Annotated in this window: 15 protein-coding genes; 7 read left to right on the top strand and 8 right to left on the bottom strand. The window is 70.6% G+C overall.

Going from position 1 to position 24847, the window contains the following annotated elements; translation table 11 throughout:
* The first annotated feature begins 10 nt into the window (after nt 1-10).
* From ACFVUT_RS05915 to trxA, 3 genes are all read left to right on the top strand, one after another.
* On the top strand, nt 11-1378 hold the full coding sequence (locus ACFVUT_RS05915) for a cation:dicarboxylate symporter family transporter (RefSeq protein ID WP_389644674.1): 1368 nt from the start codon (nt 11-13) through the stop codon (nt 1376-1378).
* Nucleotides 1379-1479: 101 nt separating this feature from the next.
* Nucleotides 1480-1884, top strand: coding sequence for a MerR family transcriptional regulator (locus tag ACFVUT_RS05910; RefSeq protein WP_389644676.1), 405 nt, complete (start codon nt 1480-1482; stop codon nt 1882-1884).
* Nucleotides 1885-1887: 3 nt separating this feature from the next.
* Nucleotides 1888-2232, top strand: a complete 345-nt coding sequence (gene trxA, locus ACFVUT_RS05905) for a thioredoxin (RefSeq protein WP_389644680.1) — start codon at nt 1888-1890, stop codon at nt 2230-2232.
* A gap of 107 nt (nt 2233-2339) precedes the next feature.
* Here the strand turns inward: trxA and glgB are convergent, their stop codons facing one another.
* From glgB to ACFVUT_RS05885, 4 genes are all read right to left on the bottom strand, one after another.
* A complete protein-coding gene (gene glgB / locus ACFVUT_RS05900; protein ID WP_389644683.1) occupies nt 2340-4832 on the bottom strand; it encodes a 1,4-alpha-glucan branching enzyme in 2493 nt (830 codons plus the stop codon).
* A gap of 131 nt (nt 4833-4963) precedes the next feature.
* Nucleotides 4964-6364, bottom strand: coding sequence for a maltokinase (locus ACFVUT_RS05895; RefSeq protein ID WP_389644686.1), 1401 nt, complete (start codon nt 6362-6364; stop codon nt 4964-4966).
* A gap of 237 nt (nt 6365-6601) precedes the next feature.
* Nucleotides 6602-8308 carry a maltose alpha-D-glucosyltransferase gene (gene treS, locus ACFVUT_RS05890; RefSeq protein ID WP_389644688.1) on the bottom strand — a complete coding sequence of 569 codons (1707 nt, stop codon included), beginning with the start codon at nt 8306-8308 and terminating at the stop codon, nt 6602-6604.
* Entirely contained in the window at nt 8305-10338 is a 2034-nt protein-coding gene (locus tag ACFVUT_RS05885) for an alpha-1,4-glucan--maltose-1-phosphate maltosyltransferase (protein ID WP_389644691.1), read from the bottom strand. Before ACFVUT_RS05885 ends, treS begins: the two co-directional genes overlap by 4 nt.
* A 789-nt stretch (nt 10339-11127) precedes the next feature.
* Between ACFVUT_RS05885 and glgP the strand changes: the two genes are divergently transcribed.
* Together glgP and ACFVUT_RS05875 are read left to right on the top strand one after the other, a co-directional pair.
* On the top strand, nt 11128-13731 hold the full coding sequence (gene glgP, locus ACFVUT_RS05880) for an alpha-glucan family phosphorylase (RefSeq protein ID WP_389644694.1): 2604 nt from the start codon (nt 11128-11130) through the stop codon (nt 13729-13731).
* A gap of 201 nt (nt 13732-13932) precedes the next feature.
* Nucleotides 13933-15156, top strand: a complete 1224-nt coding sequence (locus tag ACFVUT_RS05875) for an alginate lyase family protein (protein ID WP_389644697.1) — start codon at nt 13933-13935, stop codon at nt 15154-15156.
* Between the two features lie 95 nt (nt 15157-15251).
* Here ACFVUT_RS05875 and ACFVUT_RS05870 read toward each other — a convergent pair whose 3' ends face one another.
* From ACFVUT_RS05870 to ACFVUT_RS05855, 4 genes are all read right to left on the bottom strand, one after another.
* Entirely contained in the window at nt 15252-17285 is a 2034-nt protein-coding gene (locus ACFVUT_RS05870; protein WP_389644700.1) for a M4 family metallopeptidase, read from the bottom strand.
* A gap of 752 nt (nt 17286-18037) precedes the next feature.
* Nucleotides 18038-19060 (bottom strand): alcohol dehydrogenase, encoded by a 1023-nt coding sequence (locus ACFVUT_RS05865; protein WP_389644703.1) that lies wholly within the window; start codon nt 19058-19060, stop codon nt 18038-18040.
* A gap of 150 nt (nt 19061-19210) precedes the next feature.
* Nucleotides 19211-21085 carry an ABC transporter ATP-binding protein gene (locus ACFVUT_RS05860; RefSeq protein ID WP_389644706.1) on the bottom strand — a complete coding sequence of 625 codons (1875 nt, stop codon included), beginning with the start codon at nt 21083-21085 and terminating at the stop codon, nt 19211-19213.
* The gene (locus ACFVUT_RS05855) at nt 21082-22953 is read right to left on the bottom strand and encodes an ABC transporter ATP-binding protein (protein ID WP_389644708.1); all 1872 of its coding nucleotides are present in this window, start codon (nt 22951-22953) and stop codon (nt 21082-21084) included. The genes ACFVUT_RS05860 and ACFVUT_RS05855 overlap by 4 nt, the downstream gene beginning before the upstream one ends.
* A 185-nt stretch (nt 22954-23138) precedes the next feature.
* Between ACFVUT_RS05855 and ACFVUT_RS05850 the strand changes: the two genes are divergently transcribed.
* A complete protein-coding gene (locus ACFVUT_RS05850) occupies nt 23139-24041 on the top strand; it encodes an ABC transporter ATP-binding protein (protein WP_389644711.1) in 903 nt (300 codons plus the stop codon).
* A 1-nt stretch (nt 24042) separates the two neighbouring features.
* Nucleotides 24043-24819, top strand: a complete 777-nt coding sequence (locus ACFVUT_RS05845) for an ABC transporter permease (RefSeq protein ID WP_389644714.1) — start codon at nt 24043-24045, stop codon at nt 24817-24819.
* Nucleotides 24820-24847 lie beyond the last annotated feature (28 nt).

The raw sequence follows: 24847 nt of genomic DNA, 5'->3' as shown, positions 1-24847 counted from the left end.
GGAGAACCCCGTGGGAGTGGCAGCCGCCAAGCGGGACCGTACGCACTATCTGTATCTGGCCGTGATCGCGGCCGTGGGCCTCGGCATCGCCGTGGGCTTCGCGGCCCCGGACTTCGCCGTCGAGCTCAAGCCGATCGGCACCGGCTTCGTGAACCTCATCAAGATGATGATCTCGCCCATCATCTTCTGCACGATCGTGCTGGGCGTCGGATCGGTGCGCAAGGCCGCCAAGGTCGGGGCGGTCGGCGGCCTCGCCCTCGGCTACTTCCTGGTGATGTCGACCGTCGCGCTCGCCATCGGACTGCTCGTCGGCAACATCCTGGAGCCGGGCCAGGGCCTCCACCTCACCGAAGCGGTGCGCGCGGCGGGTGAGAAGCAGGCGGCGGGTGCCAGCGAGTCCACCGCGGACTTCCTGCTCGGCATCATCCCGACGACGATCGTCTCCGCCTTCACCGAGGGGGAGGTGCTGCAGACCCTGCTCATCGCCCTGCTCGCGGGCTTCGCGCTCCAGGCCATGGGCACGGCGGGCGAACCGGTGCTGCGCGGTATCGGCCACATCCAGCGCCTCGTCTTCCGCATCCTCGCCATGATCATGTGGGCGGCGCCGGTCGGCGCGTTCGGCGCGATGGCCGCGGTGGTCGGGGAGACCGGCGTCGACGCCCTGAAGTCCCTCGCGATCATCATGGTCGGCTTCTACCTCACCTGCGCGATCTTCGTGTTCGTGGTGCTCGGCACCATTCTGCGGCTGGTCGCCGGGGTCAATCTGCTGGCTCTGCTGAAGTACCTGGGCCGCGAATTCCTGCTGATCCTCTCCACCTCGTCGTCGGAGTCCGCGCTGCCGCGGCTCATCGCCAAGATGGAGCACCTCGGGGTCAGCCGGCCCGTCGTCGGCATCACCGTGCCGACCGGCTACTCCTTCAACCTCGACGGCACCGCGATCTACCTCACGATGTCCTCGCTGTTCATCGCCAACGCGATGGGCGACCCGCTGAGCGCGGGTGAGCAGATCTCGCTGCTGCTCTTCATGATCGTGGCCTCGAAGGGCGCGGCCGGGGTCACCGGCGCGGGTCTCGCCACCCTCGCGGGCGGCCTCCAGTCGCACCGCCCCGGACTCGTCGACGGCGTCGGACTGATCGTCGGCATCGACCGCTTCATGAGCGAGGCCCGCGCCCTGACGAACTTCGCCGGCAACGCGGTGGCCACGGTCCTGGTCGGCACCTGGACGAAGGAGATCGACAAGGAGCGGGTGGACCAGGTCCTTTCCGGCGCGCTCCCGTGGAACGAGAAGATGCTCAACCAGGACGCCGGGCACGGCGACGGCACGGACGTGCCCACGCCGCGCGACGGCGACCAGGAACCCGCCGTGACGAAGGCATAGTCCTTCACCCAGCGCCCAGCGCAACGGAAGGGCTGTCGGGAGTTCCCCGACAGCCCTTCGTGCTTGCCTTGACGTCCGCGTGAAGGTCTACCGTCGAGGACATGCGAATCGGGGAGCTGGCCGAACGGGCCGGGACGACCACACGGACTCTGCGCTACTACGAGTCACGCGGACTGCTGGCCGCCCGGCGGAACGGCAACGGGTACCGCGCGTACGACGAGGGCGATCTGCTTCTCGTCCAGCAGATCCGGACCCTTCAGGACTTCGGTTTCGAGCTGGAGGAGACCCGGCCGTTCGTCGAGTGCCTGCGCGCCGGCCACCCGGCCGGTGACAGCTGCCCCGCATCGCTCGCCGTCTACCGCCGCAAGCTCGGCGAACTGGACGCGCTCGTCGAGCAGCTCCAGGCGGTCCGGGCCCAGGTGGGCGCGCAGCTCGCCAGGGCCGAGCTGGAGGCCGGGGCAGAGCTTCCCGGCGGTCCGGAACCACGTTGTGAACTGGGAGGATGACAGATGATCCCTACGGCAGAAGGCGTGGCCGAGGTCACCGACGCCACCTTCGACAAGGAGGTGCTGGCGGCCGGTCTCCCCGTGCTGGTCCAATTCACCGCCGACTGGTGCGGCCCGTGCCGCCAGCTCGCCCCGGTACTGAGCGCGATCGCGGCCGAGGAGGCCGGGCGCATCAAGATCGTGCAGCTCGACGTCGACACCAACCCGGAGATCACGAGCCGGTACGCGGTGCTGGCGACGCCGACCCTGATGGTGTTCCGCTCCGGCGAACCGGTCAGGTCGATGGTGGGCGCCCGCCCGAAGCGCCGGCTGCTCCAGGAGCTGGAGAGCGAGCTGGTGACGCCGTAAGGCGATGCGGTACACGGGTGAAGATCGCTCGGTGTCCGTGGACGTGAGCCATGACGACCCGGCACGGGGCGCGCGGGCGCTTCGCGCCGTGCGCCCCGTGCCGGGGCTCACACCGGCTTCAGCCAGACCGTCGCCAGCGGCGGCAGCGTCAGCAGGATGCTGCCGGGCCGGCCGTGCGCGGGCGTCGGCTCGGGCTTCAGCGGCCCGGGGTGGCGCACGTCGCTGCCGCCGTACCGCGCGGCGTCCGTGTTGAGGACCTCCGCCCACGCGACCTGGTCGCCGAGGACGTCCGGGACGCCGATCCGGTAGCCGTGCCGCACCACCGGCGAGAAGTTGCTGACGGCGAGCAGCGGCGAGCCGTGCGCGTCGTAGCGCAGGAAGGCGAAGGTGTTGTCCTCGGCGGCTCCGCCGTCCACCCAGTCGAAGCCCGCCGGGTCGGTGTCGCGCTGCCAGAGCGCGGGCGTGGCGGCGTACACCGCGTTCAGGTCGCCGACCAGGGTGCGTACGCCCCGGTGGTCGCTCTCCGCCTCGTACGAGGGGTCGAGCAGCCACCAGTCGGGTCCGTGGCCCTCCGACCACTCCGCTCCCTGGGCGAACTCCTGACCCATGAAGAGGAGTTGCTTGCCCGGGTGGGCCCACATGAAGCCGAGGTACGCCCGGTGGTTCGCGCGCCGCTGCCACCAGTCGCCGGGCATCTTGCTGACCAGTGCCTGCTTCCCGTGCACCACCTCGTCGTGCGAGATCGGCAGGACGTAGTTCTCGCTGTACGCGTACACCATCGAGAAGGTCATCTCGTTGTGGTGGTACTTGCGGTGCACCGGCTCCTTCGCCATGTACTGGAGGGAGTCGTGCATCCAGCCCATGTTCCACTTCAGGCCGAAGCCGAGCCCGCCGAAACCGTCGGGGCCGACCTGGTCGGTGGCACGGGTGACGCCGTTCCAGGCGGTGGACTCCTCGGCGATGGTGACGACGCCCGGATTGCGCCGGTAGACGGTGGCGTTCATCTCCTGGAGGAAGGAGACCGCGTCCAGGTTCTCCCGGCCGCCGCGCTCGTTCGGCGACCACTGACCGTCCTCGCGCGAGTAGTCGAGGTAGAGCATCGAGGCGACGGCGTCGACCCGCAGTCCGTCGACGTGGAACTCCTCGCACCAGTAAGTGGCGTTGGCGACAAGGAAGTTGCGCACTTCCTTGCGCCCGTAGTCGAATTCCAGCGTGCCCCAGTCCGGGTGCGCCGCCCGTGACGGGTCCGCGTGTTCGTACAGCGGGCGGCCGTCGAACTCCGCGAGTGCCCAGTCGTCGCGCGGGAAGTGCGCGGGCACCCAGTCGACGAGGACGCCGATACCGGCCCGGTGCAGCGCGTCGACGAGGAAACGGAAGTCGTCCGGCGTGCCCAGACGGGACGTCGGGGCGTAGAAGCCGGTGACCTGGTAGCCCCACGAGCCGCCGAAGGGATGCTCGGAGACGGGCATCATCTCCACGTGCGTGAACCCCAGGTCCTTCACGTACGCGGGAAGTTGCGCAGCTAGCTGACGATACGTCAGACCTGGCCGCCAGGACGGAAGATGCACCTCGTACACGGAGAACGGCGCCTGGTGCACCGGCACGTCCCCGCGGTGCGCCATCCACTCCTGGTCCCGCCACTCGTGGTGCGGGGCCGTCACGATCGAGGCCGTGGCGGGCGGGACCTCGGTGCGGCGGGCCATCGGGTCGGCGCGCGTGGTGTGCGAACCGTCCGGGCGGCAGATGTCGAATTTGTAGAGCGTGCCTTCCCCGATCGCGGGCACGAACAGCTCCCACACCCCACTGGAGCCGAGCGAACGCATCGGGAATCCGCTGCCGTCCCAGTAGTTGAAGTCCCCGGTGACCCGCACCCCCCGGGCGTCGGGAGCCCAGACGGTGAACCGGGTGCCCGCGACGCCCTGGTGCTCCATGGGGTGCGCGCCGAGGGCGGTCCACAGTTCCTCGTGGCGGCCCTCGCCGATCAGATGCAGATCGAGTTCGCCGAGCGCCGGGAGGAAGCGGTACGGATCGTGCACCTCGATCTCGTCGTCCGCGTAGGCGACCAGGAGGTGGTACTCGGGAATGGAGGGCATCGGCAGCCGTGCGGAGAAGAGGCCGTCGCCGTCGTCGTGCAGCCGCACCCGCAGCCCCTTGGCGAGCACGGTCACGGACCGCGCGTACGGGCGCAGCACGCGGAAGGTCACCCCGCCGCGGTCGAGATGGGCACCGAGCAGGTCGTGCGGGGCGTGGTGCTCGCCGTGGAGCAGCCGGGCCCGGTCGCCGTCGTCGAGCCGACGCGCCGGCTGTACCCCCTGGCCGCCGGAGTCCCCCCGAGGGCGCGGCGGCGCGGCCCGCGTGTCCGCGGGCTTCCTGCGCCCCGCCGGGCCGGCCGGTTCCGCCGTGGGCGGGGCGGTCGCTTCCGCCGGGCGGGCCGGTGCTGCGGGGGCGGCCGGTTCCGGGGCGGGAGCGGCGGTCGCCCCCGCCGGGGCGGACGCGCCGGCCGGGGTCGCGGGGGACGGAGTCCCGTCGGCTGTCAGCAGCGGGACGTGGGGGATCTCGGTGGCGGCGGGCTTGGTGCGGGACGGCTTGCGGGCGGTCACGGGGACAGCCTCCTCGGAGGGGGTCGGCGGTGCGGAACAGGGGCGGGCGGGGCTGAGCTGCGAAGAGGAGCGGGACCGGGCCGGACGGGAAAGGGCGGCGGTGCGGGTGCGCCGGTGCGGGTGCGCGGCCGTCAGTCGTCGGCGGCGGCCAGGCGGTGGATGGCCGCCATCGGGACCGGAAGCCAGTCGGGCCGGTGCTGTGCCTCGTACAGCACCTCGTACACCGCTTTGTCGGTCTCGTGGGCGCGCAGCAGCTCCGGTTCGCTGCGCGGGTCGACCCCCGAGGCCCTGGCGTATCCCTCGCAGTAGGCGGCCCGGCAGTGCGACGCCCACTCGGCGTTCCACGGCCGGTGGGTGCGGGCCGCGTAGTCGAAGGAGCGGAGCATGGCGGCGATGTCGCGCACCGGTGGCTGGGGCCGGCGGCGCTCGGGCAGGGGTCTGGCCGGTTCTCCCTCGAAGTCGATCAGCGACCAGAAGCCGTCGGCGGCGCGCAGCGTCTGGCCGAGATGGAGGTCGCCGTGGATCCGCTGGGCCGCCCAGTCGCGGCCCCGGTGCCCCAGGGCGGCCACCGCGTCGAACGCGGTGCGCAGCCCGGGGACGTACGGCACGAGCGCCGGGACCGCCTGTGCGGCGGCTTCCAGTCGCCGCACCATCCCGGCGGCGAGGTGTTCGGTCTGGGGGCCGCGCAGGGCGGGTGTCGGCAGCGCGGTGGCGAGGGCGGTGTGGACCTCGGCGGTGGCGCTGCCGAGCGCGTGGGCCTCGACGGTGAAGTCGCGGCCGGTGGCGAGGGCGCGCAGGGCGAGCTGCCAGCCGTCCTCCGCGTCCCGCAGGAACGGCTGGAGGACGCCGAGGGTGAGCGGCTGCGGGGTGGTGGCCTCGAACCAGGCGACGGGGGCGGGTACCCGTCCGCACCCCTCGCGCGCGAGGGCGAGCGGCAGTTCCAGATCGGGGTTGGTGCCCGGGAAGATCCGGCGGAAGATCTTGAGGATGTAGGCGTCGCCGTAGACGAGTGAGGTGTTGGACTGCTCGGTGTCGAGCACGCGCGGGGCCGGCCCCGCGGCGATGGGGGCACCGCCCCGGTCGAAGCGCAGGGCACCGAGGGTGCCCGGGGTGCGGAACCTCTCCAGCAGGATCTCGGCCAGGCGCGGGTCGTGCAGCCCCTCGTAGACGGTGCGGCCGGTGAGCGGACCTCTGGACACACGGCCGATGAGCGCGGACGCGAGCCGTGGCGGCAGCGCGGACCGCACGCCGAGCAGCAGTTGGTAGCAGTCGTCCGGCGACTGCGCGGGCATGGAGGGCTGGTGGACCCGGACGAGCAGATGGAGCAGTCCGATCCCGGTCCGGGCCCCGACGGAATCGGTGTCCACCGGCAGTATCTCGGTCGCCGACACCAGCGAGAACGCGGTGATCGGCCGCCCCTTGCCGGCGAACCACCGCTGCCGGGGCAGCCATTCGTGCAGCAGGGGGGCGAGAGACGGGAGCAGGGCTGTGCTGTCAGCCAGGGCGACCCGAGTGGATGCAGCCTCCGACATGGCATCGCGTCCTTTCCCCGGGCACACCACAGGATGCGAAGAGTGTCCCGGATTGCGGCAATTGCTGTCCGGCTGTGCGGGACGTGTCGGGTCAGGATGGTCCGTACGGACTCGACTCGAAGGGATCGAACACCGGAGGGGACCGGAAGGTCCCGGAAACGCTCGACGCGGGGTGGCGTGCCCCGTGCGGGGCGGCGGATACCGCCCCGCGGTGGGATGGTGCGAAGTGACGCCGGGTCAGCTCGGTGGAAGGTCCTTCCGCAGCCGGAACCAGTAGAACCCGTGTCCCGCGAGCGTCAGCAGATAGGGCCACTGACCGATGGCGGGGAAGCGCACCCCACCGATCAGCTCCACCGGATGACGCCCGTTGAACGACTGCAGATCCAGCTCCGTCGGCTGTGCGAACCGCGAGAAGTTGTGCACGCACAGCACGAGATCGTCGCCGTGCTCCCGGGTGAAGGCGAGCACGGCGGGGTTGGACGACGGCAGTTCGTTGAACGAGCCGAGACCGAAGGCGGGATTCTGCTTACGGATCTCGATCATCCGCCGCGTCCAGTGCAGCAGTGACGACGGAGACGCCATCGACGCCTCGACATTGGTGACTTGGTAGCCGTAGACCGGATCCATGATCGTGGGGAGGTAGAGCCGCCCGGGATCGCTGGAGGAGAAACCGGCGTTGCGGTCGGGCGTCCACTGCATCGGGGTGCGTACGGCGTCCCGGTCGCCCAGCCAGATGTTGTCGCCCATCCCGATCTCGTCCCCGTAGTAGAGGATCGGGGAGCCGGGCAGCGACAGCAGCAGCGCCGTGAACAGCTCGATCTGGTTGCGGTCGTTGTCCAGCAGCGGGGCCAGACGCCGACGGATACCGATGTTGGCCCGCATCCGCGGATCCTTGGCGTACTCCGCGTACATGTAGTCGCGCTCTTCGTCCGTGACCATTTCGAGGGTGAGCTCGTCGTGGTTGCGCAGGAAGATGCCCCACTGGCAGTTCTTCGGGATCGCCGGCGTCTTCGCCAGGACCTCGGAGACCGGGTAGCGGCTCTCGCGCCGCACGGCCATGAAGATCCGCGGCATGACGGGGAAGTGGAACGCCATGTGGCACTCGTCGCCGCCGGCCTGGAACTCGCCGAAGTAGTCGACGACGTCCTCCGGCCACTGGTTGGCCTCGGCGAGCAGCACGGTGTCCGGGTAGTGCGCGTCGATCTCCTTGCGGACACGCTTGAGGAAGTCGTGCGTCTCCGGGAGGTTTTCGCAGTTGGTGCCCTCCCGCTGGTAGAGATACGGCACGGCGTCCACACGGAATCCGTCGATCCCGAGGTCCAGCCAGAAGCGCAGCGCGGAGATGATCTCCTCCTGCACCGCCGGGTTCTCGTAGTTGAGATCGGGCTGGTGGGAGAAGAACCGGTGCCAGTAGTACTGCTTGCGCACCGGGTCGAAGGTCCAGTTGGACGTCTCCGTGTCGACGAAGATGATCCGGGCGTCCGGGAACTGCTTGTCGTCGTCGGCCCATACGTAGTAGTCGCCGTACGGCCCTTCCGGGTCGGTGCGGGACTGCTGGAACCAGTCGTGCTGATCGCTCGTGTGGTTCATGACGAAGTCGATGATCACGCGCATCCCGCGCTGGTGCGCGGCGTCGACGAACTCCACGAAGTCGGCCAGATCACCGAACTCCGGCAGCACGGCCGTGTAGTCGGAGACGTCGTAGCCGCCGTCGCGCAGCGGCGACTTGAAGAACGGCGGCAGCCAGAGGCAGTCGACGCCCAGCCACTGCAGATAGTCCAGCTTGGCGGTGATGCCCTTGAGGTCGCCGATGCCGTCGCCGTTGGAGTCCTGGAAGGACCGGACGAGGACCTCGTAGAAGACAGCACGCTTGAACCAGTCGGGATCGCGGTCCTTGGCCGGGGTGTCCTCGAACGTGTCGTGGACAGGCTCATTGACGATCATGGTGTGGGTGACCCTCCGGTCGGCGGGGACGGTCGCAGGACCACGATGTGCGCGGGCGTGACGCCCGGCTCTAGGCGCACATAGAAGGTCCTGCCCCAGTGATAGGTGTCGCCGGTGAGCTCGTCGCGCACCGGCGCGCTCTCGTGCCAGTCGAGGCCGAGTCGCGGCATGTCCAACGAGACCGTTGCCTCCTGGGTGTGGTGCGGGTCCAGGTTGACGACCACCAGAACGATGTTCGAACCTGAACGCTTGCTGTACGCGATCAACGCGTCGTTGTCGGCGGAGTGGAAGTGCACATCACGCAACTGCTGCAACGCCGCGTTGCGGCGCCTGACGCGGTTGAGCGAGGTGATGAGCGGAGCCAGCGAACGGCCCTCGCGCTCCGCCGATTCCCAGTCCCTGAGCCGGATCTGGTACTTCTCCGAGCTGAGGTATTCCTCGCTGCCGGGCCGGAGCGGGGTGTTCTCGCACAGCTCGTAGCCCGCGTAGACGCCCCAGGACGGGGAGAGCGTCGCGGCCAGAACGGCCCGCGCCTCGAAGGCCGGCCGTCCCCCGTCCTGGAGATGGCCCGGCAGGATGTCCGGGGTGTTCACGAAGAAGTTGGGCCGCATGTAGGAGGCGGTTTCCCCCGACAACTCCGTGACGTACTCGGTGATTTCCTGACGGGTGTTGCGCCACGTGAAATACGTGTACGACTGCTGGAATCCGATGGCGGCCAGCGTCTTCATCATCGCGGGCCGGGTGAATGCTTCCGCCAGGAAGATCACATCCGGATCGGTCCGGTTGATTTCCGCGATCACCTTCTCCCAGAAGATCACCGGCTTGGTGTGCGGATTGTCGACACGGAAGATCCGGACCCCGTGATCCATCCAGAAACGCAGAATGCGCAACGTCTCCGCGACCAGGCCACGCAGATCCTTGTCGAAGGCGATCGGATAGATGTCCTGGTATTTCTTCGGCGGATTCTCCGCATAGGCGATGGTGCCGTCGGCGCGATGGTGGAACCACTCGGGGTGCTTCTCGACCCAGGGATGGTCGGGAGAACACTGGAGCGCGAAATCCAGCGCGATCTCCATGCGCAGGGTGCGGGCCGTCCTGACGAAGTGGTCGAAGTCGTCCAGGGTGCCCAGATCCGGATGGACGGCGTCGTGGCCGCCCTCCGGCGAGCCGATCGCCCAGGGCACGCCCACGTCGTGGGGAGAGGCGGACAGCGCGTTGTCGGGGCCCTTGCGGTGAGTGGTTCCGATGGGGTGGACGGGCGGGAGGTAGACGACGTCGAACCCCATGGCGGCGACCGCGGGAAGCCGCTCCGCCGCCGTACGGAAGGTGCCGCTGACGATCCTCGCCGGCCGCTGCGCCGCTGTGCCCGCCCCGCCCTTCCTCCTCGCCCGGGCCGGTTCGGTCCTGGCGCCCTCCGAGCGGGGGAACAGCTCGTACCAGGAGCCGAACAGGGCCCGTCGGCGCTCGACCACCAGGGGCAGCGGGCGGGACGCGGTGACGAGTTCACGCAGCGGATGACGGGTGAGCGCGTCGTGTGCCTCGGGGGTGAGGGCCCCGGCGAGCCGGGCGGCGGCCGGGCGGGAGGCGTCGCGCAGGGCGTCGGCCGCGTCCAGCACCGCCTCGCGCCCGTCCCGCTTGGGCACGCCCGCGGCGGCCCGCTCGTACAGCTCGGCGCCCTCCGCCAGGACGAGCGCGGTGTCGATCCCCGCCGGGATCTTGATCCGGGCGTGCTGCCGCCAGGTGGTGACCGGATCGCTCCAGGCCTCGACCGTATACGTCCAGCGGCCCTCGGAGACCGGGGTGACGTCGGCGCCCCAGCGGTCGGTGCCGGGCGCGAGCTCGCGCATCGGCGTCCAGGGGCCGACGCGCCCGCTCGGATCCAGCAGGACCACATTGGCGGCCACGGCGTCGTGGCCCTCCCGGAACACGGTCGCGGTGACCTGGAAGGTCTCTCCGGCAACGGCTTTGGCGGGCCTTCTGCCGCAGTCGACGAGGGGACGGACGTCGAGGACGGGAATGCGACCGATCATGGAATCACCTGGGGACGGGAGCTCGGGCTGAACGGGGCGCGCTTCGGTGACGGAGGGCGAAATACGCGCACCGCGACCGATGGGGTCCGTCCTTTCTAACTGCTTCGTTGACGGCTGATGGGGTGTGGGCATGGCCGCTCCTGTCCGCATTCACTCGAATGGCACTCGAATTGCCGGGGCGCGGATGTGTTGCGCGGAGGTAAACCGGCTGAACACCGGTCCGCAGGCGCCTCGCATGCGTGCTGCATTCGGGCGGCCTCAGTGTGATCCCGGAAGGCGCTCGGGATGGGTACCGGAGAAGCCTTCCCATGTTTCTCGGGGGGCCAATCCGGTGGTGTGTTAACTACTCGGGCGTATGTGTGACGGCCTGAATGCGCCGAGCACCACCCCGCCTTCACGGGGCCCGCCGGAGCCCTCCGGACGCCACTGGGCAGCTTTCCCCCTGAGGTGAAGTGCCACAAGGCCGAACGAGGGAAGGGAATCGGTCATTACCCATGGGGCACGAGTGCCTGGACAACCTTTCCGGGGCCCCGGACACGGGTGAGACAGCGGTGGGCCGGCGGTGTCAGCCGTCCGGAGACGGCGGTGGGCCGGCGGTGTCAGCCGTCCGGAGACGGCGGCGGGCCGGCGGTGTCAGCCGTCCGGAGACGGCGGCGGGCCGGCGGGCGCCGGCCGTCCGCACGTCGTGCCCGCGGCCGTACGGCTCGCCCCGACGCCGAGGGTGACGGAGCGGCGCGCACCCGTGGTGCGTCCCCTCGGATCGGCGCGCCCCCTGTAAAGGTGGAACACGTGAAGGCCATTCGTCGGTTCACCGTGCGTCCCGTTCTCCCCGATCCCCTTCAACCGCTCAGCGACCTCGCCCGCAACCTGCGCTGGTCCTGGCATGCCGAGACCCGTGAGCTCTTCCGGTCCGTCGACCCGGAGGTCCGGCCGGAGGCGGAGGGCGACCCCGTGCGGCTGCTCGGTGCCGTATCCGCCGGGCGACTCGCCGAGCTGGCGCGGGACGAGCAGTTCCTGCACCGGCTGGCCGAGGTGTCCGCAGACCTCCGCGCGTACCTGCACGGCCCCAGGTGGTACCAGGAGCGGCCGGCCCAGGGAGCGGAGCTGCCGGCCGCCATCGCCTACTTCTCGCCCGAGTTCGGGGTGACGGCCGCCCTGCCCCAGTACTCCGGCGGGCTCGGCATCCTCGCCGGCGACCATCTCAAGGCGGCGAGCGATCTGGGCGTCCCTCTCGTCGCGGTGGGCCTGCTCTACCGGCACGGCTACTTCCGCCAGAGCCTGTCCCGCGACGGCTGGCAGCAGGAGCACTACCCCGTGCTCGATCCGAACGAGCTGCCGCTCACCCTGGTCCGCGAGCCCGACGGCACCCCGAGCCGGGTGGTGCTCGCCCTGCCCGGCGGGCGCTCCCTGCACGCCCACATCTGGCAGGCCCAGGTGGGACGCGTCCCGCTGCTGATGCTCGACTCCGACGTGGAGGAGAACGCGCCGGGCGAACGCGAGGTGACCGACCGGCTGTACGGCGGCGGCAGTGAGCACCGGCTGCTCCAGGAGATGCTTCTCGGTATCGGCGGCGTACGGGCCGTACGGACGTACTGCCGCCTCACCGGCCATCCGGAACCGGAGGTCTTCCACACCAACGAGGGGCACGCCGGCTTCCTCGGACTCGAACGTATCCGTGAACTATCTGGCGCCGGGCTCGACTTCGACTCGGCCGTGGAGTCCGTACGGGCGGGCACGGTCTTCACCACCCACACACCGGTGCCCGCCGGGATCGACCGGTTCGACCGCGAACTCGTCGCCCGGCACTTCGGGGACGACGGAGAACTCCCGGGTGTGGGCGTCGAACGCGTTCTGCAACTGGGCATGGAGACCTACCCCGGTGGCGAGCCCGAGGTCTTCAACATGGCGGTGATGGGGCTGCGCCTCGCCCAGCGGGCCAACGGCGTCTCCACCCTCCACGGGGCGGTCAGCCGTGAGATGTTCGCCGGGCTGTGGCCGGGCTTCGACGCCGCGGAGGTGCCGATCACCTCGGTGACCAACGGGGTTCACGCACCCACCTGGGTCGCGCCCGAGATCCTCCGGCTGCGCAACCGGTACGGCGCCGCCCCCGGACGCTGGGACTCCGCCGTCGACGTCCCGGACCGGGAACTCTGGGACCTGCGGCGGGCCCTGCGCGGACAACTCGTCACCGAGGTGCGCGAGCGGCTCCACGCCTCCTGGCGCACCCGCGGCGCGGAAGCGGCCGAACTCGGCTGGATCGACGGCGTGCTGGACCCGGACGTGCTGACGATCGGCTTCGCCCGGCGGGTGCCCTCGTACAAGCGGCTGACGCTGATGCTGCGCGACCGCGACCGGCTGAGGGAACTGCTGCTCCACCCGACCCGCCCGATCCAGATCGTCGTCGCCGGCAAGGCCCACCCTGCCGACGACAGCGGAAAGCGGCTGGTGCGGGAGCTGGTGCGGTTCTCCGACGACCCCCGGGTGCGCCACCGCATCGTCTTCCTGCCGGACTACGGCATGGCCATGGCGCAGAAGCTCTACCCGGGCTGCGACGTCTGGCTCAACAACCCGCTGCGTCCCCTGGAGGCCTGTGGTACGAGCGGCATGAAGGCCGCGCTCAACGGCTGCCTCAACCTCTCGGTCCTGGACGGCTGGTGGGACGAGTGGTTCGAGCCGGACTTCGGATGGGCGATCCCGACAGCCGACGGACTGGCCGTGGACGAGGACCGCCGCGACGACCTGGAGGCGGGCGCCCTCTACGAACTGATCGAGGACAGGATCGCGCCGCGCTTCTACGACCGGGGCGACGAAGGGCTTCCGGAACGCTGGATCGAGATGGTCCGCCGCACACTGAGCACCCTCGGACCCAAGGTTCTGGCGGGACGGATGGTGTCCGAGTACGTGGAGCGGCTCTACGCGCCCGCCGCGCTCGCCCAGCGCGCGATGGACCCCGGCGCGGCCCGGCGGCTCGCCGACTGGAAGGCCAGGGTCCGGGCGGGCTGGCCGCGCGTGGCCGTCGACCATGTGGAGGCCGTGGCGACCGGTTCGGCGGGCGGCCCGGCGGAGCTGGGGTCGACGCTGCTCCTGCGGGTCAGGATCGCCCTCGGGGTGCTGGAGCCGGAGGACGTGGAGGTGCAGGCGGTGGCCGGCCGGGTGGACGCGGCCGACGGGATCTCGGACGCCCAGGTCTTCCCGCTGAAGCCCGCCGGGGGGCAGGACCTGGAGGGCCGCTGGCTCTACGAGGGACCGCTCACCCTGGACCGCACCGGTCCGTACGGCTACACGGTGCGGGTGCTTCCCGCCCATCCGCTGCTGGCGACCGGCGCGGAACTCGGCCTGGTGTCCCTGCCCGCGGTGTCGGTGGGAGACGGCGCGGGCCCGCTGATGCGCTGACCCGTCGTCCCGCGGAGCCCGGCACCTGTGCGGTGCCGGGCTCCTTCGTCATCCGAACCCGGCGCCTTGACGCGCCCATGGGATGCCTTTAGGTTCCTCACTCATTGCAGCGTTCACGACTCGATTCGATGTTCACACCCATGAACTACCGTGACAGTCGGGCGAGTTGCTGGACCACCCCTGTACCGGAAGGCACCCCACATGCGCACCGGAACCACAGGGCGGGGCATCGGTCTCGTCACCGTCCTCGCCTCACTGATCACCGTGCTCCTGACGGCCCCGGTCTCGGCCGCCCCCACCGATGACCGCCCGGCGACGAAGCCCGCCGTGGCCGCCGCCCCCGCGGCCTTCACCCACCCCGGTGTCCTCGTCAGCCGCCCCCAACTCGACTTCGTGCGAGCCAAGGTGCAGGCCGGCGCGCAGCCCTGGAAGAGCGCGTACGACCAGATGCTGGCCAGCAGGTACGCGTCGCTCACCCGCACCGCCAAGCCGCGCGCCGTCGTCGAGTGCGGCTCGTACTCCAACCCCAACTACGGTTGCACCGACGAACGCGAGGACGCGATCGCCGCGTACACGCTCTCACTGGCCTGGTACATCAGCCAGGACAGCCGCTACGCCACCAAGGCCATCGAGATCATGGACGCCTGGTCGGCCGTGATCCAGGACCACACCAACAGCAACGCCCCGCTGCAGACCGGCTGGGCCGGTTCCTCCTGGCCGCGCGCCGCCGAGATCATGAAGTACACGTACGGCAGTTGGCCGAACTCCGGCCGCTTCGCGACCATGCTGCGCGACGTCTACCTTCCGAAGGTCATCAACGGCTCCCACAGCAACGGGAACTGGGAGCTGAGCATGACCGAGGCCGCGATCGGCATCGCGGTCTTCCTGGAGGACCGCACCTCCTACGACAAGGCCGTCGCCACGTTCCGGGGCCGTGTTCCCGCGTACATCTACCTGACCTCCGACGGAGCGCTGCCGAAGACCGCGCCGGGCAGCGGACTCGACACCCGCGACAAGATCATCACGTACTGGCAGGGGCAGTCGACCTTCATGGACGGTCTCTCCCAGGAGACCTGCCGCGACCTCACCCACACCGGATACGGGCTCTCCGCCATCTCCCACATCGCCGAGACCGGCCGGATCCAGGGCCAGGACCTCTACCCCGAGATCGCCGAGCGCCTGCGTCACGCACTGGGGCTGCACGCCACGTACCAGCTCGGCGCCGCCGTCCCGGCGTCGCTGTGCGGCGGAAGTCTGAAGGACAGCCTCGGCCCGGTCACCGAGGTCGGATTCAACGCGCTGCACAACCGTATGGGCATCGCCATGACCAACACCCAGGCCCTCACCGAGCAGCAGCGGCCCGCCGGGTCCAACAACCTGTTCGTCGCCTGGGAGACCCTGACCCACGCGAACAACCCCAACTGACGGGCGCCCGGAGCGGACGGAAAACCGCCCGGGAGGAGCGGGTGCTCCTCCCGGGCGGCTCTGTGCGACCGGGTCCGAACCGTGGTTCAGAGGGTTCAGAAGGTCAGCTTGAAGCTGTTGAGGGTGCCGGTGTCACCCGAGTAGACGTCCTGGACCTTCAGCTTCCAGGTGCCGTTGGCCACCTCGGACGAGGCGTTGACCGTGTAGGTCTCCTGGACGTTGTCCGCCGAGTCGGAGATCGAGGAGCTCTTCAGCCGGTAGGACGTGCCGTCCGGGGCGACGAGGTCGATGACCAGGTCACCGCGCCAGGTGTGGGTGATGTCCACACCGACCTTGAGGGCGCTGGGCGCGTTGCCCGTGATGCCGGTGACGCTGACCGAGCTGGTGATGGCCGAACCGGCGTCCGGGATGGCGGCCGCGGTGCTGTTCTCGAAGACCGTGCCGTCGCCCGGCTCGGGGTCGGTGCCGCCACCGGGGCGCGTGCCGACGTTGATGCCGGCCCAGGCGTCCGCGACGGACTTGTACTCGGCGCTGCTGGTGCCGTACAGCTCACCGGCCACGGCGAGGGTGCCGGTACGGGCCGACGCGTAGTTCGTGGTGGAGGTGAACTTGGTGGTGAGCGCCTTGAACCAGATCTGGGCGGCCTTGTCGATGCCGATGCCGGTCACCGGCAGACCGTCGGAGGTCGGCGAGTCGTAGTTGACGCCGTTGATGGTCTTCGCGCCGCTGCCCTCGGCGAGCAGGTAGAAGAAGTGGTTCGCCGGGCCCGAGGAGTAGTGGACGTCGACGTTGCCGATGCCCGAGTACCACGCGTCCTTGGACGCGCCGTCCTTGCTCGGCTTGTCCTGGTAGCGCAGCGGGGTGCCGTCGCCGTTGATGTCGATCTTCTCACCGATGAGGTAGTCGCCCTTGTCGGTGGCGTTGTTGGCGTAGAACTCGACCGCGGTGGCGAAGATGTCGCTGGTCGCCTCGTTGAGGCCACCGGACTCACCGCTGTAGATCAGGCCGGCGGTGTTCGAGGTGACGCCGTGCGTCATCTCGTGCGCGGCCACGTCGAGGGCGGTCAGCGGGCTGGCGTTCCCGCTGCCGTCGCCGTACGTCATGCAGAAGCAGCTGTCGCTCCAGAACGCGTTGACGTAGTTGTTGCCGTAGTGGACACGGGAGTACGCGCCGACGCCGTCGCCCTTGATGCCGGTGCGGCCGTGCACGTTCTTGTAGTAGTCCCACGTCTCGGCCGCACCGTAGTGGGCGTCCGCGGCGGCGGTCTCGGCGTTCGACGGGCTGCCGTTGCCCCAGACGTCGGTGGTGTTGGTGAACAGCGTCCCGGTGCCGGACGTGCCGTGGTTCAGGTTGTAGGTCTTGTGGCCGCCGCGACCCGCGTCGGTCAGCGTGTACGACCCCGAGGTGCCGAGGGTGACCTGGCCGCTGTACTCGGTGTTCCCGGTGCCGTTCTCGATGCCCTGCCACTCGTACAGCTTCGCACCGGTCGAGGCGTCGGTGATGACGTGCAGCTCGTTCGGGGTGCCGTCCTCCTGGAGCCCGCCGACGACGGTCTCGTACGCGAGCTGCGGCGTGCCCTGCGCCATCCAGACCACCTTGCGCGGCGCCTGGTCGGCCTCGGTGCTCTTGGAGCCGTCGGCCTTGGCGAGGCCGAGCGCCTGCTTCTCGGCGGCGGCCGGCGCGACGTCGGCCTTCGTGGCCACGGCCTTCAGCTGGTTGCTGCTGACCTGGGACGCCTTGGTGACGCTCTCGGTCGAGCCGGCCTTGGACTCCTGGACGACCAGGTCGCCACCGAGTACCGGAAGTCCGGCGAAGGTGCGCTCGTAACGCGTGTGCGTGGTGCCGTCGTTGTCCTGGACGACGTCCTTGACGACGAGCTTCTCCTGCGAGCCGAGACCGATCTCCTTGGCCGTGGCCGCCGTGGTCGCGTCGGCCTCGCGGATCAGCTCGGCGCGCTGGGACGGGGTGAGCTGCTTGGCCAGGGCGCCCTGGCGGGCACCCGTGGCCGCCGCGGTGGCGCTGTCGGGAGCGGCGGCGGCCGTCCCGGTCTGGACTCCGACGGCGAGGAGGGCTGCGGCGGCTATCAGGGCGCCGGTCGCGGTGGCACGACGACGGGACGTGGATCTCACGCGGACTCCTTCTGCGAGGGGGGTGCCGGCGGCAGGGAGTCGCCGGGGGAGAACGAGAAGTGCGCAGAACGGGGTGAAGATTGGCAGCCGAGAGCGGTTCCTGTCAGGACCGCGTCAACAAGTTGGCCGGAACTCGTCCGTTGCTGGAAAGGTCATGTTCGTTAAGCGGACGTTTCGCCGATCATTGCCGCGCTGTTGTCCGGCGTACGGCACGGCCCGAATTCGGAAGCGAGTCCGGGCCGCACTGGATCGCGCGGTGTTCGAACACCGGGTGCGGGAAGGGGGTGTCACCGCTGGCCGAGATGGCATTGAACTGTGGCTCAATCTCGCCCATGCACTCCGTGCCCGACTGCCCCGTGTTCCGTCGCGCCCGCACGGCCGCGCCAGCTCGCCGCCGTACTGCCGCGTCGGCTCGCCGTGGTCAGTCCCTGGACGTGGGCGAGGAGGGGGGAGGGGCGTGCGGCAGCGTCCGCGGCGGGGGCGGGTTCACCGGAGACGATCCGGCGACGGGGTCCGTCCGGGTTCCCGGACAGGGCGGTCCCGCCCGCGCCGACGCACCGTACCAGTGCACACGAAACGGGCGCACACCCCGTCAACTCCGTTGCCGCGCAGGGCCGCACGAGGACGGCGGGAAGTGCACCACGGCGGGGTGCGCGGAGCGCGCGGTGTGCGGGGCATGCGAGGTGTGCGAGGTGTGCGAGGTGTGCAGGGCGTACGAGGCGTGCGAGGTGTGAGGTGCGAGGCCGGGCGCGTCAGCGGGTGGTGAGCACCATCCGGAAGCGGGCGGCACCGGACATCATCTTCCGGTACGCCGCGTCGGCTTCGTCCAGCGGCACGGTCTCGGTCATCGGGCGGATCCCGTGCAGGGCGCTGAACGCCAGGGTGTCCTGCACGTCCTGGGCGGTGCCCGACGGGTGGCCCCGGACGACCTTGCCGCTCATCAGCAGCTGGTTCGGGCTGATCCCCAGAGGCTCGGCGGTCGCGCCGATGACCACCAGCTCACCCCGGGGAGCGAGCCCCTCCACGGTCGCCGTGATCGCAGCGGCGTTGGCGGCGGTGGCCAGGACGACCCGGGCGCCGCCCAGGGACTGCAACGCGTCCGCCACGGAGGTGTCCGCCGTGCTGTCGACGTAGTGGTGGGCGCCGAGCTTCTCGGCGAACTCGGCCTTGGCGGCTCCGCGCGCGATGGCCACGGTCTCGAAGCCCATCGCGGCCGCGTACTGCACCCCCAGGTGGCCGAGGCCGCCGATGCCGAGCACGGCGACCAGGTCACCCGGCCGGGCGGAGCTGCGCCGCAGCCCGTTGAACGTGGTCACTCCCGCGCAGGCCATGGGCGCCGCATCGGTCGCCGCCAGGGCATCGGGGATCCGGGCCAGGGCGTCCACCGGCGCGATCACCGTCTCGGCATAGCCTCCGTCGTACGCCCATCCGGGGACCTTCAGGTTCGGGCACACCACGAAGTCGCCCTGCCGGCAGGGCGTGCAGTGGCCGCAACTGCCGCCGAACCACCCCACTGCCACACGGTCGCCCACCTGCCAGGCGTTGTCCGTTCCCTCTCCGAGCACCTCGATCCGCCCGGCGATCTCATGCCCGGGAACCACCGGGAACCGAACGCCCGGCAGCGCGCCCTCGACGAACAGGGCGTCACTGTGACAGACCCCGCAGGCGTCCACCGCCACCCGTACGTGGCCGGGGCCGGGCTGCGGCACGTCGCGCTCGACGATCTCGAACGAACCACCGGCGGTGGCGACCTGCGCGGCGCGAAAGAGGCTCATCTGGATCTCTCCGGGATACGGGTGCACGGCCCCCCGCACCAGCAGACCAGATCCGGCCCGATCACGCGCGCCCAGTGGCGCGGGCGAGGGGCGGGCGCGGCCGACGCGGCCATCGACTCGACGCCCTGGTCCGTGTCCGTGCCCTCCCCGTCAGGCCAGGCTCTCCCGCCACGCCCGGTGGAGCCCGGCGAAGCGGCCCGCGCCGTCGATGAGTTCGGACGGGGCGCCGTCCTCCACGACGCGACCGTGCTCCATCACCAGGACCCGGTCCGCGATCTCCACCGTCGACAGGCGGTGGGCGATCACGACCGCGGTGCGGCCGTGCAGCACCGTGTCCATGGCGCGCTGCACCGCCCGCTCGCCCGGGATGTCCAGGGAACTCGTCGCCTCGTCGAGGATCAGCACCGCCGGATTCGCCAGCAGAGCGCGGGCGAACGCGACCAACTGGCGCTGCCCGGCCGAGATCCGGCCGCCCCTCTTGCGCACGTCCGTGTCGTATCCCTCGGGCAGCCCGGCGATGAAATCGTGTGCGCCGATGGCCTTGGCGGCCTCCTCGATCTCCTCGCGGGTGGCGTCCGGGCTGCCGATCGCGATGTTCTCGGCGACCGTCCCGGAGAACAGGAACGCCTCCTGGGTCACCATCACCACACCCTTGCGCAGCTCCGGCAGGGCCAGATCCCGCAGATCGGTCCCGTCCAGCAGCACCCGGCCCTCGGTCGGGTCGTAGAAACGGGCCAGCAGCTTGGCGAGCGTCGACTTGCCCGCCCCCGTCGAACCGACCACGGCCACGGTCTGACCGGCCGGGACCGTCAGATCGAAGCGGGGCAGCACCTCGCCGCCCGTCCGGTAGGCGAACCGCACCGAGTCGAAGACGACCTCACGGCCCGGGTGCTCGCCCGTGAGAGCGGGAAGCGCGCGCGGATCGGACGTCTCGGGGACGGACGGGGTCTGGGCGAGCAGACCGGCGATCTTCTCCAGTGAGGCCGCGGCCGACTCGTAGGAGTTGAGGAACATGCCGAGCCGGTCGATCGGGTCGTACAGCCGGCGCAGGTACAGCACGGCCGCGGCCAGCACCCCGAGCGCCAGCGTGCCCGACGCCACCCGGTACGCACCCCACAGCACGATCCCGGCGACCGCCGTGTTCGCGACCAGCCGGGAACCGACGACATACCGCGCCATCTCCAGCAACGCGCCGCCGTTCGCCCACCGGTGCGCCCTGTTGAGCTCGTCGAAGTGCCCGTCGTTGATGCGCTCGCGGCGGAAGGCCTGGACGGGACGGATGCCGTTCATCGACTCGGCGAACTTCACGATGATCGTCGCGATCGCCGTCGACCGCGCCGCGTAGAGCGCGCCGGCCCGCCGCCGGTAGAGCCGTACCAGCAGATACAGCGGTACGAAGGACAGCACCGCCACCGCGCCGAGACCGAAGTCCAGCCAGAGCAGCACCAGCGAGATGGAGATGAAGGACAGGACGATGCCGATCAGCTCCTGGAGCCCCTCGCTGAGCAGCTCCCGCAGCGACTCCACGTCCGTGGTGGAACGGGAGATCAGCCGGCCCGACGTGTAGCGCTCGTGGAAGTCCACGCTCAACGCCTGCGCGTGCCGGAAGATCCGCCCGCGCAGATCGAGCAGCACGTCCTGGTTGATCCGGGCGGAGGCCCGGATGAACGCGTACTGCATGGCGCCCGCGGTGGCCGAGCACAGCGCGTACCCGACAGCCACCGCGATCAGCGGGCCGTACTCCTCGTCCCGGAAGGCGGGCACACCGCTGTCGATGGCGTACGCGACGAGCAGCGGGCCCGCCTGCACCGCCACCTGCTGGATCAGCAGCAGCAGCGCGGCGACCACCAGCCGGCCCCGGTGCGGGCGGAGCAGCGACCCCAGCAGGGCGCGGGTCGCACCACGGGGCGTGGGCAGATCGTCGCGGTCGAACCGGTCCCCGGCAGGGTCGGCGGGGGAACCCTCCGCGGGCTTCCCGTGCGCCTCGCCCCGCTGGGCGGGCCCGGTCGTCGTCGGACTGGTCATCGGATGAGGCCCTTCTCGGCGGGGGCGTCCGGCACGGGGCGGTCCTCGCCGGACATGTCGGGGAAGGCGTCCTCGGCCAGGGCTCCCTCCGGCGTGCTTCCGGCGCCCGACATCAGCCAGGCGTACTCCGCGCTGCCGCGCAGCAGTTCCTGATGGGTGCCGACAGCGGTGATCCGGCCCTGTGAGAGCAGCGCCACCCGGTCCGCGAGCATCACGGTGGACGGGCGGTGCGCGACCACGATCGCCGTCGTCTCCTCCAGCACCCGCCGCAGGGCGGCCTCCACCAACGCCTCCGTGTGCACATCCAGGGCGGAGAGCGGATCGTCGAGCACCAGGAAGCGGGGGCGGCCGACCACGGCGCGAGCCAGCGCGAGGCGTTGCCGCTGGCCGCCGGAGAGACTGAGCCCCTGCTCGCCGACCTGGGTGTCGACGCCGTCGGGCAGCTCGTACACGAAGTCGGCCTGCGCGACCGAGAGCGCCCTGTGCAGCGCGTCCTCCCCGGCGCCCTCGGCGCCCATCAGCACGTTCTCCCCGACGCTCGCCGAGAAGAGCGTCGGCTCCTCGAAGGCCACGGACACCAGCTCGCGCAGCTCCTGCCGGGGCATGGTGGCGATGTCCCGGCCGTCCAGCAGGATCCGCCCTGCGGTGGCCTCGTGCAGCCGCGGCACGAGCGCGGTGAGCGTCGTCTTCCCGCAACCGGTGGCCCCGACCAGGGCAAGCGTCTCACCGGCGCGGACGTGCAGATCGATCCGGGAGAGCACGGGCACGGAACCGGCCCCCGCGTCGGGGTAGCGGAACTCCACGCCCTCGAAGACCATGTCGCCGCGGCTCGACGTCTCCTTCGGCGCGGGACCTTCGGCATCGGCCGCGTCGTCCTCCTCGGCTACGTCCATCACTTCGAAGAACCGCTCGGTCGCCGTCGCCGACTCCTGGCTCATCGCCAGCAGGAAGCCGATCGACTCGACGGGCCACCGCAGCGCGAGCGCCGTGGAGAGGAAGGCGACCAGGGTGCCGGCCGAGAGCCCGCCGTCGGCGACCTGAACCGCACCGAGGACCAGCGCCGCGCCGATGGCCAGTTCGGGAATGGTGGTGATGACGGCCCAGATGCTGCCGAGGAGCCGGGCCTTGCCCAGCTCCGTCGTACGAAGCCGCTGCGTGAGACCACGGAACGCGAGGGCCTGGCTGCGGTGCCGGCCGAAGCCCTTGATGATGCGGATGCCGAGCACGCTCTCCTCGACGACCGTCGTCAGATCCCCGACCTGGTCCTGCGCCGTGCGCGCCACGACCGAGTACTTCGTCTCGAAGACCGAGCAGACGATCATCAGCGGCACCACCGGCACGAGCAGCACCAGCCCCAGCGTCCACTGCTGCGTCAGCAGAATGAGGAAACCGATCAGCACCGTCGTGCCGTTGACCAGCAGGAAGGTCAGCGGAAACGCCAGGAACATGCGGATCAGCATCAGGTCCGTCGTACCGCGCGAAAGCAACTGCCCCGAGGGCCAGCGGTCATGGAACGCCACCGGCAGCCTTTGCAGATGCCGGTACAGATCGGCCCGCATCGCCGCCTCGACCCCCGCCAGCGGCCGGGCCACCAGCCACCGCCGTACCCCGAAGAGCACGGCCTCGGCGACGCCCAGCAACAGCAGGTACAGCGCACCGAGCCAGACACCGCCCGGATCGCGGTCCGCGACCGGTCCGTCGACGATCCACTTCAGTACGAGGGGGATCACCAAGCCGATGCAGGAAGCGGCGATCGCGACCAGAGCGGCGCCGAACAGGCGCTCGCGCACCGGCTTCACATAGGGCCACAACCGCAGCAGGGAGCGTACGGCGGACCGGTCTCGGGGCTCTGCATGTTCTTCGGGCATCACAGGCGAGCCTACGGTTCACCCCTGACATCGCTCATGTGGTTTTCCGGCCGTCCGGCGGAGCCCCGCCCGGACCGGGCCCCGCGGCGACCGGAGGTCGTACCCCGTATCAACCGATCGGCTGATGCCGCTTCGAGCGCGATGGACGATGGTGCGACGGCCCCCGCGACACGATGCTCGTGGGCATGGCAATCATCGAAGTGAACGGGATCCGCAAGGCGTACGCCGGGCGCCCCGTGGTCGACGGGGTGAGTTTCGCCGTCGACGAGGGGGAGATCTTCGGAATTCTCGGACCCAACGGGGCGGGCAAGACCACCACCGTCGAGTGCGTCGAGGGGCTCCGGATCCCCGACGCCGGTACGGTCCGCGTCGCCGGCCTCGACCCCGTCGCCGACCACGACCGGGTGACCCGGCTGCTCGGTGCCCAGCTCCAGGCGAGCGAGCTCCAGCCCAAACTCACCGTGGCCGAGGCCCTGGAGCTGTACAGCGCCTTCTACCCGGAGCCCGCCGACTGGCGCGCACTGGCCGAACGGCTCGGCCTGCACACCGTGTACGGCACCCGGTTCGCCCGGCTGTCCGGCGGTCAGAAGCAGCGCCTGTCCATCGCGCTCGCCCTGGTCGGCAACCCGAGGGTCGTGGTCCTCGACGAGCTGACCACGGGGCTGGACCCGCGGGCCCGCCGGGACACCTGGCAGCTGATCGAGGACGTGCGCGACAGCGGCGTGACGGTCCTTCTGGTCACCCACTTCATGGAAGAGGCCGACCGGCTCTGCGACCGCGTCGCCGTCATCGACAAGGGCAGGGTCGTCGCCCTTGACACCCCGTCCGGCCTGGTCAGCAGGGCGGGCAGTACCACGGTCATCTCCTTCACGCCGTCCCGCCCGCTCGACGACACCGACCTGGGCGTGCTGCCCGGCGTGGCCTCCGTCGAACGGAAGGCCGACCGGATCGTCATCAACGGCACCGACGAGACCGTCGACGCGGTCATCTCCCTGCTGGCCGGCCAGCGCATCACCGCACACCAGCTCCGCATCACCGAGGCGACGCTGGACGACGCCTTCCTCGACCTCACAGAAACGGCGGCCTGAGATGACCACGGCGAACCCGGTCGGGGCACCGGCTGCGACCCGCCCCCCGGCGGCGGTGCTCAGGGCCGAGACGCGGCTCTTCCTCCGCGAACCCGGCAGCCTGTTCTGGATCATCGTCTTCCCCCCGGCGCTGCTGGCGGTCCTCGGCCTGATCCCGCACTTCCGCGAGCCGGACGACGCGCTCGACGGCCGCCGCGTGATCGACCTGTACGTACCCGTGTCGGTGCTGCTCGCCATGATCATGTCCGGTCTCCAGGCCATGCCGCCCGTCCTCACGGGCTACCGCGAGCGCGGCATCCTGCGCCGCATGTCGACCACCCCGGTACGGCCGTCCGCCCTGCTCACCTCGCAGATCGCGCTGCACGGCGCCGCGGCCCTCGGCTCCGCCGCACTGGTGATCGCCGTCGGCCGGATCGCGTTCGGCGTCGCGCTGCCGGGACAGCCCTTCGGCTACGTCCTGGCACTCCTGCTGGCGACGGCGAGTGTGCTGTCCCTCGGCGCGCTGCTCTGCGCGCTCTCCCGGACCACCAAGGCATCCGCCGCCATCGGCTCGGTCGTCTATCTTGTGATGATGTTCACCGCCGGGGTGTGGATCCCGGTGCAGACCATGCCCGACACCCTCCGGAGCATCGTCGGGTGCACCCCGTTCGGTGCGGCCTCCCAGGCCCTGGACCGGGCGGCGTCCGGCGGCTGGCCCGGCTGGGTCGAGTTGGGAGTGACAGCGCTGTGGGCGGCCGTGGTGACGGTGGCCGCGACGCGCCTGTTCCGGTGGGAGTGACCGGTTCCGGGCGATACGCGATCCAGGA

Origin of the sequence: Streptomyces sp. NPDC058051, assembly GCF_042885475.1 — a bacterium.
Taxonomy (GTDB): Bacteria; Actinomycetota; Actinomycetes; order Streptomycetales; family Streptomycetaceae; genus Streptomyces.
The sequence above is the reverse complement of the archived record's forward strand: the minus strand, read 5'-3'. Positions and strand labels throughout refer to the sequence as shown.